We start from the raw sequence: 13205 nt of genomic DNA, 5'->3' as shown, positions 1-13205 counted from the left end.
AGGATGAGCGACATGCCTTCCTTCGACAGCTCCCGAGGCCGCTTCCGGCTGGCCGACCGTCACATTGCCGTGCTGGCGCACCTCCTGGACAAGGAGACACCGCCGGCCGAACTCTTTCACTCTCTGGGCGAATTGCAGCAAATCGGCCTCGTCGGCCCGGAGGGCGAACTCTCGCCGCTGCTCCGCGACCTCCTGACCGCCCTCGCCAACCCCCTGGTCCTGATCCAGGCCGAGGTGACCGGTCAGCACGGGCCGCTGAACCACGGTGTCGTGGTGGGGCAGGACACCGTGTTCTCCCACGACGGCTGGCCCGGGGACGAGGAGTCCGAGTACGTTCCCATCCAGCCCAGCACTCTGGTGTGGGAGCTCGCCCGCAAGGTCAAGCTGCAGAGCATCGACATCGAGGCGTCGGAGCTGCTCGGCGTCCCCGAGATCAAGACGACGATGGGCGCGCTGGACGCGGCGTTCACGGCTCTGGAACAGGCGACGGACGACATGGACGCGGATGCCACCAGGACGGCTGTCATCGCCTCCGTCTCCGGTGCGAGCGACCTGGCCGAACCCGAACTGTCCGCCCTGGCCGAGCTGACCATGTCCCTCATCTCCACCTGGCGCATCACCACCACCTGGGGCGGGAAGCCGGGTGCGGACTCGGTGCGGAGCATCGCGGTGTGGGACTGCGGGCGCCACGGCAACTGGGAACGCGTGCAACCCCAGGAGCCCGTCCAGGACGGGCAGATCGGTCCCGACACCACGCTCCACGTCGTCCGGACCAGCTCCCGCGACCTCTGGGACAAGATCGCCGATCTGCTCCCCGACAAGGAAGACCTCGTCCCAAGCAACGCGTAACCGCAGAACATCACTCGGGGGACCACCGTGCGAAACGTCAACCCAGACGATCTGGATCAGCTCGCCAAGCTCATAGACGGCAAAGGCGGAATGGGAGACAAGCTCACCGAAGCCCTGTCCCGGGCGTCCACGCTCGGGGTTTCCGACCGGCTTTCCACGATCAGGCCGATGCGCACCTGGGTCACGGACAGCGGCCCTGACATGCGCAAGCGTGCGACCAAGGTCAGGGACGAGACGCTCCTCGAGCGCGGCGACCGGGAGACGTACAGCGACTGGCTCGCGCGGATCGAGGCTCACTACCTGGCGAAGGTGCCAGGTCTCAGCCAGTTCAGCGAGAAGGAGATCGAAGAGGTCCTGAACGACATATCGGACGTCACCACCGGGTTGAAGATCGGTGGCCTCACCCTTACATCGGGCTTCGGTATGGCAAACGTGCTCCTCAGAAACTCCTGGCACAGCGGCTGGCTGCGCGGCCTCATCGATTCCGGACGACTCGGCAGCAGGCTGCAAGGTGCCGCTCCGGGAATTCTCCGCTCTCTGTCTTCCCCCGGGAGCTGGCTTCCCAGCCAGCTGGCGGGTCAGGTCAGCAGTCGCAGCGCGCTCTACCGTGCCCTCAGCCGGATCCCGTTCACCGCGACATACGAGGCGAGCCTGTTCGGCACCGCCTGGGACGCAGCGCGCGGTCTCCCGGTCCTAAACTCCCCCTTCGTGAGCCGGGGCATCAACTTCGTTGTCGGGTCGGATGCCGCAGCCGCGCTGTACGGGGGGGTGACCCACTCCGGCGCACTCGTCCAGCGGGCCGCCAACGCCAACCTGTTCAAGGTCTGGCGCACAGCGTCGTACTTCCAGAAACTCAACAACGCCCGGCCCGCGATCATCGCCGCCGGGAAGACGGCCTCCCCGTTCCTCAGGGGGCTCGGCGCGGCGGGCAAGACCGCCGGCTTCCTGCGCGGGGCCGGTATAGCAAGCTCAGCTCTCGCGACCGGCGTGAGCATCGCCAACGTCGCGGCCCAGGGAAACCCCGTCGATGCCTTCAAGAAGAAGGGGGCCGGGTATGTGGCCGACGTGGCCGAGGTCGGCTTCAATGCCTCGCTGACGGCCGCGATGGTGGCCCCGAACCCCTTCACGATCGGGGCGACCGTCGTGTTCGGCGGAGTGTGGGTCGGGGCGAAGGTCGTGGAGCACTGGGCTGACGTCAAGGAAGGCTACGGCAAGGCGAAGGACTGGGTCGGAGACAAGGCCTCGAAGGTCGGCTCCGGTATCGCGAACGGCGCCAAGAGTGTCGCCAAACATGCGAACCCAATGAACTGGTTCTGACTCAGGCAGAAGAGGAGTTGAAAGGGTGAGTGAAATTAGGTTCGAACTAAAACCATTTACTACAAAGAAAGAGTCCGGCCGCAAAGGGCTCGTGGAGCCTTACGGTGAAGTAAGCCTCGGTTACGCGCGCAAAAAATGGTCGAACTCCACCGCGACTCCGATTGAGCTTCGCCTTCACTGTGCGAATATGCCTGACGCCACGTACACGTCTCTCGGCGCGCATCGCCCCACCTTGAAGAATCCACATCTCCTCCTCGACAACACACCCGTCGAACTGTCCTTCAAGAGTCGCGCTTTCCGAAAGAAGGACCGCGTACTGCGACTGTCTTGGCTGGACCGCACGTACGACTACGCCGTAACGGGCGTCAACAAGGGATCCACCCTCCGGCGCCCAGGGGTGGAAGTCGCCATCGAACGGAAGAAGAACCCGTCCGGAAAGGGACTCAGTAGCTGGGGGACCGCGACCGGGGAGAGCGATGCCATCGATCTGGCACTGGCCATCATCTTCGAGGAGGTCGACACGATGGACCTGACAACATACGCGGCAACACTTGAGGTATTTAACAGAGCGATCACCCCTCGGAGACACGAACCGATGGACTGACTCGCACAGTACGGGCACAACCGAACGAAACGGGGAGACAGAGGAAATGGCAGACCCGGAACTCCAAGAGCTCACCAGGCGCGCAGGCCAGCTCCGCAGCCTCGCCGACCACATCGCGAGCATCGTCGACGCTCCGCACACCTACGCCACCGCCACGATGAAGACGTGGAAGGGCCCCCACGCCGAGCGTACGCGCGGGGAGTTGAAGTCCTGGCGGACCAAGTGCGACACCGTGGCGGAGGCCCTGCGCGAAGAGGCCCGCACCTGCGACCAGTCGGTCAAGGACGCCCGGCAGAAGCAGAAGTCCTGAACCGTCCTTGAGCCGTGCGTGACGTCCGTACGGCACATGCGGCGGATGCGGCATCCGTAACGTGCACCCCTGCGTGTGCGTCCCTGAACGTGCACCTCTGAACGTGCATCCCTGAACGTGCATCCATGAAGTGGTGGTCCGACAGCGGGCCGGGAGGAAGTAGTCCATGCGAGTCCTGGTGACGGTCGTGCGGGAGGGGGTTGCTCCCCAGGACCTCCTGGTCACCCTGGAGGAGGAGGCGACCGCCGCGGACGTGGCGGTCTGCCTGGCCGGTGGCGGCGGGCCCGCGTCAGGTGCCGGGTACGCGCAGGCGCCACCCCAGGTGGTCGTCCCCCTCCGGGCCGAGTGGAGCAACCGGATACCGGGGCCCCGCGACGCCGGGATTCCGCCCGCGCTCTGGGTCGACGGCCATCGGTGCGCCCCGGATCTGCCCGCGGGATCCGTGCTCCGCGACGGCGTCCGGGTCACCACGGACGACGCCATCGGTCCGTTCATGCGCGCGGGAGAGCCCACCGGGCGGTACGAACTCCATGTCAGCGGCGGCCCCGGTTCCGGGCATGTCGCCCGCGTCCAGGTCGGCAGGTCGACCGTCGGTTCCGGTTCCGCGTGCACCCTTCCCCTAGCCGACCGCTCGCTTCCCGCGCTCGCTCTCGACGTCTCGGTCGGCCTGGACGGGGCGGTCACCCTCCATCCCCGCGAAGGCGTCTCCCTCACCCTCGGGGACGACGTGGTCACCGAGGACTGCGACTGGCCCGTGGGCGCGGTCGTCCGCGTCGGTGACTCCGTCATCGGGCTGCGCGAACCGCAGGAGCCGGACGCCCACCTGGCCGCCACCGAGGACGGCGGCTACGCCTACAACCGGCCCCCTCGGCTGTCGCCACTGCGCCGGCGCCCCCGCCTCGTCGTCCCCGTCGAACCCGTGAAGGGCGAGGGGCCACGTCTCCAGCTGCTCGCCTCGATGATCCCGGCCTTCTTCGGCGTGGGCATGTACTTCATGACCAAGCAGCTCTACACGCTGCTCTTCTGCGCCATGAGCCCGCTCATGATGATCGGCTACTGGGCCGGCGAGGCCCGCCACGAACGCAAGCGGCACAAGCGGGCGGTCAAGCAGTACAAGACGGACCGTGCCGAGTACGCGGTCAAGCTGACCGAGCTCGGCAAGCAGGAGCAGCGCGAGCGCCGGGAGGCCCATCCGGACCCGGCCGAGTTGCTCCTGTGGGCCACCGGCCCGCGTCGCCGGCTCTGGGAACGCCGGATCGTGGATCCCGACGTGCTGCAGCTCCGGGCCGGGCTCGCCGCTCTTCCCTCGGACGTCGAGCTGCGCGCGGCCAACGGTGGCGCTCTCGACGAGTCGGTGCAACCGCCGGTCCTCGCGGACGTCCCTGCCGTGCTGCCGCTGGCCGAGCTGGGCGTCGTCGGTGTCGCGGGGGACCGCGGCTCCGCCCTCGGGGTCGCGAACTGGCTGGTCGCGCAGGCCGCGATCCTGCACAGCCCCCGGGACCTCGCGCTCGTCGTGCTCTCCTCGTCGCCGGACGCCCAGAACGTCTGGACCTGGGTGCACTGGCTGCCCCACACCACCCCCCAGGCGGGCCAGAACTGCCTTTCGCTGGTCGGCTCCGACCCCGAGGCCATGGGACGCCGGGTCCAGGAGCTGCTCGCCGAACTGGAGCGCAGGAAGGCGGCGTCCCAGGGGTTCGGCACGTCCGCGCGGCTGAGCCCGGATCCGTACACGCTGATCGTGCTGGACGGGGCGCGGCTGTTGCGACGCATCCCCGGAATGCCCCAACTCCTCAAGGAGGGGCCGCTCTTCGGCATGTTCGCCCTCTGCATCGAGGAGGACGAGCGCCTGCTGCCCGAGGAGTGCAAGGCGGCCGTCAGCGGGCGGCCCGACGCCCCGCACCACGTCGACATCAGCGGCGGCGGGCTGGAGGCGCTGGGCAACGTACTGGCGGATCAGGTGTCGACGGCCTGGTGCGAGCTCGTCGCCCGTTCGCTGGCACCGGTACGCGATGTGAGCCAGGACGACGCCAACGCGGCGCTGCCCACCGCGGCGCGCCTGCTGTCGCTGCTCGGGATGCCCGACCCGACGGGAGCGGATGTCGCCGGAGTCTGGAAGCGGGGCGGGTCGACGACCGAGGTGCCGATCGGCGTCGCGGCGGACGGCGCCTTCATGCTCGACATCAGGCGCGACGGTCCGCACGCGCTGGTGGCGGGTACGACCGGCGCCGGTAAGTCCGAGCTGCTCCAGACGATCATCGCGTCGCTGGCCGTCGCCAACCGGCCCGATGCGCTGAACTTCGTCCTGATCGACTACAAGGGCGGCAGTGCGTTCATGGACTGCGCCCGGCTGCCGCACACCGTGGGCATGGTGAGCGACCTCGACGCGCACCTGACCGAGCGGGCCCTCGCCTCCCTGGCCGCCGAGCTCAAGCGGCGCGAGGAGATTCTCTTCGACACGGGCACCAAGGACATCGAGGACTACAACGACACCCGAAGGCTCCGCCCCGAGCTGGAGCCGATGGCCCGACTGGTCCTGATCATCGACGAGTTCGCCTCGCTCGTCGCCGAGCTGCCCGACTTCATCGCGGGCCTCGTGGACATCGCCAGGCGAGGCCGCTCCCTCGGAGTGCACCTCATCCTGGCGACCCAGCGTCCGGCGGGTGTCGTCAGCCAGGACATCCGGGCCAACACCAACCTGCGCATCGCGCTCCGGGTGACGGACAGCACCGAGTCCACGGACGTCATCGAGGCGCCCGACGCCGGGGCCATCGCGAAGTCCACACCGGGCCGGGCGTACGTCCGCTCCGGCGCGCAGTCCCTCGTGGCCGTCCAGTCGGCCCGTATCGGCGGCCGGCGTCCGAGCATCGGCTCGGACCGGCCCAAGGCCGTCGCGGCCCCCGTGGACTGGAGGACGTTCGGCCGTCCGGCGCCCCGCGCCGCCGAGGGCGAGGACGACGGGACGATGGTCACCGACCTCAGCCTGCTGGTCGACGCGGTGCGCGACAGCGCGGAGCTGATGGGCTTCGGCCCCCAGCCGAGCCCCTGGCTTCCGCCGCTGCCCGAGCTGCTGTCGGTCGGTGACCTGCCGGCGGCCGCCACCGCACCGGAGCCCGGCGGCGAGGTCGCCCCCATCCGGATGGGACTCACGGACCTTCCCGCCCAGCAGGACCGCGCCCCGCTGGCGCTGGACCTCGTCCACGGCGAGCACATGATGCTGATCGGCGGTGCTCGGTCGGGCCGTTCCACCGCGCTGCGCACCCTCGCCGGCTCGCTGGTGGCCGCCACGTCGCCGAGGGACGTGCACCTCTACGGCATCGACTGCGGAGCCAACGCGCTGCTGCCGCTGACGAGGCTGCCGCACTGCGGGGCCGTGGTCACCCGCGACCAGCCCGACCGGGTGCGGCGGCTGCTCGGCCGGCTGACCGACGAGATCTCCCGCCGTCAGCAACTCCTGGCCATGGAGGGGCTTTCGAGCGCCGCGGAGCAGCGGGCGGGGGCGGCCCCCGAGGACCGGCTGCCCTGGATGGTGCTCCTCCTGGACGGCTGGGAGGGGTACACCTCGGCCCTGGAGGGCATCGACTACGGCCGGCTCATCGAGATGATCATCAAGATCTTCCGGGAGGGGGCGGCCGTGGGGGTGAAGGTCGTCATGACCGCGGACCGGAGCGGGTTCAGCGGCCAGGTCTCCCCGTCGTTCGGCGACAAGCTCATCCTGCGGATGACCGACAGCAGCGACTACACGCTGGCCGGCCTCTCCACCCGGGAGACGCCCAAGAGCATGCCGTCCGGCCGGGCGCTGCGCATGACCGACCACGGGGTCCAGGAGAGCCAGATCGCGCTCCTGACCCCGGATCCGGCCGGACAGGCCCAGGTCGCGGCCCTGCGGGACATCGGGGAGGAGGCGCTGCGGGTCCACGGCGTTCCGCCCCGGGGTCTGCGGCCGCTCCGGGTGGACGAACTGCCCATGCGGTTCACCGCCGCCGAGGCCAGGGCGCTCGACCCCACGTTCACTCCCCCGTCACCGCTCTGGGCGCTCTTCTGCGTGGGCGGCGACGAACTGGAGCCGATCGGGATCGACTTGGAGGAGTCCGGCCCCGGCTTCCTCGTCGCGGGTCCCCCCAAGTCGGGCCGTTCAACCACCCTGTTGCTGGCGGCGCGCACCCTGCTGGACCAGCACGTGCCCCTGATCCTCGTGACTCCCCGGCGCTCACCGCTGCGCACACTGGAGACCGAGCCGGGTGTCCTCGGCGTCCTCGACTCGGAGAGCTCGGCGAAGGATCTCGCCGAGCTGACCGGCCGCACGAACGGTACGTACGCGGTCGTGGTCGACGATGCCGAGATGCTCTACGACTCCGAACTCGACACGGCCCTCGAAGAGGTCGCGCAGAGCGGGCGGGACGGCGGGATCGGCATCATCGCCGCCGGCGCCACGGACACGCTCGGTTCGCAGTACCGGGGGTTCGGTGTGGAGGTCCGGCGCTCGCGCCAGGGCCTGATCCTCTCCCCCCAGAGCGCTTCGGACGGCGAGCTGTTCAACATGCGGCTGCCCAGCCCGGGCAGCGGCCCCACGGGCCGCGGCCTGCTCATCCGCAACGGGCAGGCCATGCCGGTCCAGGCGCTGCTCAACGCCTAAGGGCTGTCCCGCAATTCCTGGTGGATCAGCGCGCGGCGAGGAAGGCAGCCCCGGCATCTTCCCGTCCACGACAGCAAGATGCCGGGGCGGCCCGATCGGGCCGCCCCGGCATCACACCGTCCGGAGGCTGCTACCTGGTTGCCTCGTCGATCCGGTCGTGACTGCTCTTTGCAGACTTGTGGGCGTCGCCAAGGGAGTTGGCGAGCTTTTCCATGTGCGGCTTGAAGCCGGTCCAGTCGTCACGGAACCGGTCGGCGCCAGGGCCCTTCCAGTAGTCGTGACTGTTCTTGGACTTGCCGTCCAGGAGGGTGATGAGGTCGCGGACCTCGCCCTCCTTCTTCTGAAACGCTTCGTACAGAGCCTTGAGCTCTGTGAGACTTGCACCGCGGTCGATACCGCCGGGTCCACCAGCCATGTGAGACCTCCCCGTGTCGCATTCGCAAACAACTTCAGCTGTTCCAGGGGACGCTACCGCATCACACGCAACACCCGGAAGAAGATCGGACAGTCGGAGGAGCCGAGCGGCAGACCGCGCCCGGAGCCACCCGAAATGCCCCTTCCGGCCGGGGGTCCCCATCGAATGGGCGGCGCTGTCCGCCGTAGAAGACCGTGCCGGACGTCGGCGGGAGAAGCCCTGCGCCGATCCCGGCACCGGTCCTCGCGTCGGCCCTCGCGTCGATGCGGTCCGGGCCGTCCGGCCATCCGGTTTTGCCACCAAGGGGCCGGTTTGGAGCGAGAGGCGCCCTTTTCGGCCCGCCGCTGCCGGCCGCGCCATTCGGACCCCTTGCGCGCCCTGCCGCATTCGGCGGACCGGCGGATAGCCGAATGGGTACGCGCACGGGCCGCGAACTCGGGTCAGGAACTCCGGGAGGGCTTCGGCTCGCGACCGCGGAGAAAAAGCGGAAGGAAAGCCGCGCGTTCCTCCCGATACCGGTTCCCATTCCGGACGACAGGCGCCATTGCGAAGGAAGTGACATTCCGGGGCAATCGAGAATGCCTGCCGCCCGGCGGTGAACCCGCGGTTTCAGGTCCGGGCACGGCGACGAGCCAATTCCGCGCTTTCTCTCCCCGGGAACAGCACCGCGGAGCAGCCGAGCCCGGGGGGCGGTCCCGATCCGGTCGATCGGGCCCGCCTCCCGTACGCGTCCGGCCCGGACGTCCCGAGCCGGGCCTTCCGGAGCGAGCGCCGCACCGCCCGTGCCGCGCGCCCGCCGGCCCGTGGGTGCGAGCCGGCGGGCGTCGTACGTCAGCCGCCGGCCCGTGCCGTACCTCAGCTACCGAGAAGCTCGACGTTCACATCGGCCGGGAAGCCCGTCGTCGGACCGGTCCGGCGCGCGAACTCCTTGACGCCCGCCAGCTGCGCGGGCCCGAAGCGGAAGTCCAGCGTCGTGAAGTAGCGCTCCAGGACCTCCGCGTCGAAGGCCTCCCACCGCGCGGCCTGCTCCGCGACCTTGGTGACCTCCTCCAGGGACACGTCCCGCGAGGCCAGGAACGCCTCGTGCACCTTCTCCACGGCAGTGGGTTCGGCCGCGAGGTAGTCCTTGCGCGCGGCCCAGACGGCGAAGACGAAGGGCAGCCCCGTCCACTCCTTCCACATGGCGCCCAGGTCGTGGACCTGGAGCCCGAGCCGGGGGGCGTCGTGCAGGTTGGCCCGCAGCGCGGCGTCACCGATGAGGACGGCGGCATCCGCCTCCTGCATCATCAGGCCGAGGTCGGGCGGGCAGGTGTAGTAGTCGGGCGTGACGCCGAACCGCTCGGCGAGCAGCAGCTGCGCCAGCCGTACGGAGGTGCGGGAGGTCGAGCCGAGCGCCACCCGGGCCCGGTCGAGGTCCTCCAGGGGGCGCTGCGACACGATCACGCACGACATGACGGGCCCGTCGCAGCCGACCGCGATGTCGGGGAAGGCGACCAGGTCGTCGGCGTTGCGCAGGAACTCCACGAGAGTGATGGGGCCGATGTCCAGATCGCCCCTGACCAGCTGCTCGCTGAGCTTCTCCGGGGTGTCCTTCGAGAGCTCCAGGTCGAGCAGGGTTCCGGTCCGTGCGAGCCCCCAGTAGAGGGGAAGGCAGTTCAGGAACTGGATGTGGCCGACGCGCGGCCGGCTGCGACGGTCGTCGCCTGCGACGGTTGAGACGGTTGAATTGTCCACATCGCGAGGCTAGACCCGTGACCCGCCGACGGCCTCACCGGGGGGACGCGGCGTCGCGGCGCCCCCTCTTCCGGGGGCAGCGGAATGGATACCGAAGGGCTCCCGGGAAGCACCCGGAAGCCGCCCGGAAGCCATCCGGAAGCCACTCGGAAGGCCCTCTCGGGGCGCTCATCCGCACGGCAATCAAACATCCGGGTGAAGTGATCTTTCCCTCTACCCTTCCGCACATGCTGCGTGCTAGGCTCAACGCCAAGTTGCAGTTTGGTTTCCCTTGCAGTACAGAGCCTGCGGAGCATGTAACCCGCAGGCTTTTGTAGTTTTCAGACTTCTTTGCAGGTTCTGGAGCAGGGCAACCCTTTGGCCCAAGGAGGGCTTATGGCTACCGGAACCGTCAAGTGGTTCAACGCTGAAAAGGGCTTCGGCTTCATCGCCCAGGACGGCGGCGGCCCGGATGTCTTCGTCCACTATTCCGCGATCAACGCGTCCGGGTTCCGCTCCCTCGAGGAGAACCAGGTCGTGAACTTCGACGTCACTCAGGGACCCAAGGGTCCGCAGGCTGAGAACGTCACCCCGGCCTAGTTGCCCGGGTCGGCCGATCGCGGCCGGTAACGCAGTACCCAAGGAGCCCCGCTCCTCCGCCTCGGCGGAGGAGCGGGGCTCCTGCCTGTGTCGGGCGGGCGCTCCGCTACGTACCGGGCGTCTCGTCGCGGCTGTCCACGACGCCGCGGTCGAGCACGGCCTGGAGCTCGGTGACGGTGCCCTTCCTGCCCAGCTCGGTGTCCTGGACCAGGTAGGCGCGCAGCCCCAGGCAGTCGTAGCTGTTGGCGTCGAAGACCAGCTCCCTGCGCTCGTGCGTCCGCTCGTCCGTGCGGGCCAGCGCCACACCGGGACGGCCGTCGCCGTCCTGCGCGTTCTCCACCACGACGACGCCGGGGATCCTGGCGGCGGCACGGTAGATCGCGGCGCCCGTCTCCGGCGGCAGGATGTTCTCCCGGATCAGGCCGCCCACGTACTCGAAGAGCCACTGGTCGGACGTGCCGGAGTACGCGGCGTCCGCACGGAGCTTCTTCAGCAGGGCGTCGGGGTCGGTGGGCAGCGCCTGGAGCGCGGCGTAGGTCTGGTTCCGCTGGTCCCGCAGGTATCCCTCGTCGCCGTCGCGCGGAGCCGACCAGATGATGTCGTCGCCCGGCTGCTTGAGCCGGCTCCGGACCTTCGCCGGGTCCTGGGACGTCCACGACTCGCGGTAGTACGTCTTCAGCTTGAGGGGGTTGCCCGCCTCGGCCTGCATGTTGGAGTAGTGCGAGCGCACGTAGACGAACTGGTTCTTGCCGACACGGGTCGCGGGGCCCGCCTCGGCGTGCCGGGCGGCGTTCTCCATCAGCGCCCCGACGCCGTCCGCCGAGGCGACCTCGACCTTGACCACGGGGGCCGCGCTGAAGTGGTACCCGGTGTCACCGCCGCCCTGCCCGGGACCGGCCAGGAAGGTGAAGGCCAGCGCTCCGGCGGCGACCATGCCGACGGGCACGGCGTACCGGGCGCGGATGCGGCGCGGCCGCACGGACTTCGGCGACTCCGCCGCGCGGACCTGGTGAATCTCGTTCATCACGTGCTCCCTGAGCAGCCGTTGGCGGTCGTCCGGCAGGACCGGTCCGTGCGGCTCGGGCAGTTGCGCCCGCAGTTCCCTCGCAACCTTCTTCGCGTCGGCACTCATCGGTTTCCCTCCCTCTCGTTCGACCGGACCGCAGTGGCGCGGTCACTCCGGTACTGTCCGGCTGATCCGGGTAGTTCCATGTTTGCGGCGGTTTTTTCTATCTTCTTGATTTCGTCCTCGGTGAGGTCCCTCAGCCGTTTGCGGGCCCGGGAGAGCCGCGAGCGGACGGTGCCGACCGGGACGCCGAGCGCCCGTGCGGCGTCCCGGTAGTCCAGGCCGTCCCAGACGCAGAGCAGGAAGACCTCCCGCTCCTTCGGCCTCAGCCGCCCCAGCGCGGCCTGCGCGGCAGCGAGCTGTTCCGCGTCGTGGATGCGGCCCACCAGCTCGTCGGCGAAGTCCGGCACGGCGGGCCTGGCGGGCATCCGGGTCAGTGCCGCGTCGTGTCTCCGGGCGGCACGGCGGGTGTTGCGCAGGACGTTGGTCGCGATGCCGAGCAGCCAGGGCTTCAGCTCCTCGTCCGACTCCCGCACGGTCCCGCGCAGCCGCCACGCCTCCAGGAAGGCGAGCGACACGACGTCCTCCGCGCCCGCCCAGTCGCCGGTCGAGCGGACCGCGTACCGGAAGACCGTCTGGGCGTAGTCGTCGAAGAGGCCGCCGAACGCGTCCGGGTCACCTGCCCGTATCCGGGCTCTCAGGGAATGTTCCACATCAGGTCCTGTCCGCAGCGGACCGGGCGTTCCCGTGACCTGGATCACACCCGAGTCCGGTCCCTGCGATGCTTGACCTTGACGCCGTGTGAGGCCTTGCACTGGGAGACATCATGTTCACCATCGGAGACTTCGCCCGGTACGGACGGGTGTCGGCCCGGATGCTGCGTCACTACGACGCCGTGGGGCTGCTGCATCCCGACCGTACCGACCCGGCCACCGGCTACCGCTACTACGGGGCCGCCCAGCTCGCCCGGCTCAACCGGATCATCGCCCTCAAGGACCTCGGCTTCACGCTCCAGCAGGTGCGGGCCGTCCTCGACGAGGAGGTGGGTCCCGAGGAGCTGCGCGGGATGCTGCGGCTGCGGCGCGCGGAGCTGGAGGCGGCGATGGCGGCGGCGGCCGCCCGGCTGGCCCAGGTCGAGGCGAGGCTCCGGTCGATCGAGAGCGAGGGACACATGTCCGTGGAAGATGTCGTGATCAAGAACGTTCCGGCGGTACGGGTCGCGGAACTGACCGGCGTGGCCGGCAGCTACGAGCCGGAGGACATCACTCCGGTGATCCGCCCGCTGTACGAGCGGCTGTTCCCGCTGCTGGGCGAGGCCGGGGTCGCCCCGACGGGCCCCGGGATCGCCCGTTACGAGGACGCCCCGGAAGGGGGCGGCGCGATCGTCGTCCACGCCGGGGTGACGGTCTCGGCCCCGGTGGGGCCCCTGGGTGACACCGGGGTCACGGTGGTCGAGCTGCCGCCGTTCGAGGCGGCGACCATCGTCCACCGGGGCCCGATGGCCGGGATCCTGCCGACGGCGCAGGACCTGGCCCGGGGGATCGAGTCGGGCGGCTACCGCTCGACCGGGTACGCGCGCGAGATCAATCTGGAGTGCCCCGCGGACGAGGACAAGTGGGTGACGGAGCTCCAGGAGCCGGTGGCCCGGTCCTGACGTCCGGGGAGGGGGCCGGGGGCGATCCGTGTGCGGAACCGCCC

Annotated in this window: 11 protein-coding genes; 7 read left to right on the top strand and 4 right to left on the bottom strand. The window is 69.7% G+C overall.

Features of this window, described 5'->3' with window-relative positions:
• Positions 1–3 precede the first annotated feature (3 nt).
• The 5 genes from ACGFZA_RS00520 (at position 4) to ACGFZA_RS00500 (ending at position 7713) form a co-directional block, all read left to right on the top strand.
• On the top strand, positions 4–849 hold the full coding sequence (locus tag ACGFZA_RS00520; RefSeq protein ID WP_393676223.1) for a hypothetical protein: 846 nt from the start codon (positions 4–6) through the stop codon (positions 847–849).
• A 168-nt stretch (positions 850–1017) separates the two neighbouring features.
• Positions 1018–2166, top strand: coding sequence for a PE-PGRS family protein (locus ACGFZA_RS00515; protein WP_393676221.1), 1149 nt, complete (start codon positions 1018–1020; stop codon positions 2164–2166).
• A gap of 187 nt (positions 2167–2353) precedes the next feature.
• Positions 2354–2770 (top strand): hypothetical protein, encoded by a 417-nt coding sequence (locus ACGFZA_RS00510; RefSeq protein ID WP_393676219.1) that lies wholly within the window; start codon positions 2354–2356, stop codon positions 2768–2770.
• Positions 2771–2816: 46 nt separating this feature from the next.
• On the top strand, positions 2817–3080 hold the full coding sequence (locus ACGFZA_RS00505) for a WXG100 family type VII secretion target (protein WP_393676217.1): 264 nt from the start codon (positions 2817–2819) through the stop codon (positions 3078–3080).
• A 166-nt stretch (positions 3081–3246) separates the two neighbouring features.
• A complete protein-coding gene (locus tag ACGFZA_RS00500) occupies positions 3247–7713 on the top strand; it encodes an FtsK/SpoIIIE domain-containing protein (protein ID WP_393676215.1) in 4467 nt (1488 codons plus the stop codon).
• A gap of 130 nt (positions 7714–7843) precedes the next feature.
• Here the strand turns inward: ACGFZA_RS00500 and ACGFZA_RS00495 are convergent, their stop codons facing one another.
• Together ACGFZA_RS00495 and ACGFZA_RS00490 are read right to left on the bottom strand one after the other, a co-directional pair.
• Complete coding sequence (locus tag ACGFZA_RS00495) at positions 7844–8128, bottom strand: WXG100 family type VII secretion target (RefSeq protein ID WP_385275037.1); 285 nt, start codon at positions 8126–8128, stop codon at positions 7844–7846.
• Between the two features lie 855 nt (positions 8129–8983).
• Positions 8984–9862: a menaquinone biosynthetic enzyme MqnA/MqnD family protein gene (locus ACGFZA_RS00490; protein ID WP_385275040.1), complete on the bottom strand. Its 879-nt coding sequence runs from the start codon at positions 9860–9862 to the stop codon at positions 8984–8986.
• 375 nt (positions 9863–10237) lie between these two features.
• Between ACGFZA_RS00490 and ACGFZA_RS00485 the strand changes: the two genes are divergently transcribed.
• On the top strand, positions 10238–10441 hold the full coding sequence (locus ACGFZA_RS00485) for a cold-shock protein (protein ID WP_003967102.1): 204 nt from the start codon (positions 10238–10240) through the stop codon (positions 10439–10441).
• Between the two features lie 106 nt (positions 10442–10547).
• Here ACGFZA_RS00485 and ACGFZA_RS00480 read toward each other — a convergent pair whose 3' ends face one another.
• Positions 10548–11573, bottom strand: coding sequence for a CU044_5270 family protein (locus tag ACGFZA_RS00480; RefSeq protein ID WP_393676212.1), 1026 nt, complete (start codon positions 11571–11573; stop codon positions 10548–10550).
• Positions 11570–12220 (bottom strand): RNA polymerase sigma factor, encoded by a 651-nt coding sequence (locus ACGFZA_RS00475; protein ID WP_393676210.1) that lies wholly within the window; start codon positions 12218–12220, stop codon positions 11570–11572. Before ACGFZA_RS00475 ends, ACGFZA_RS00480 begins: the two co-directional genes overlap by 4 nt.
• A 113-nt stretch (positions 12221–12333) precedes the next feature.
• Here ACGFZA_RS00475 and ACGFZA_RS00470 point away from each other — a divergent pair, with 113 nt between their 5' ends.
• Positions 12334–13161 carry a MerR family transcriptional regulator gene (locus ACGFZA_RS00470; protein ID WP_393676208.1) on the top strand — a complete coding sequence of 276 codons (828 nt, stop codon included), beginning with the start codon at positions 12334–12336 and terminating at the stop codon, positions 13159–13161.
• Positions 13162–13205: the final 44 nt, after the last annotated feature.

This window comes from Streptomyces sp. NPDC048211, from assembly GCF_043202315.1.
Taxonomy (GTDB): domain Bacteria; phylum Actinomycetota; class Actinomycetes; order Streptomycetales; family Streptomycetaceae; genus Streptomyces.
This window is presented reverse-complemented; position numbering and strand designations above follow the sequence as displayed.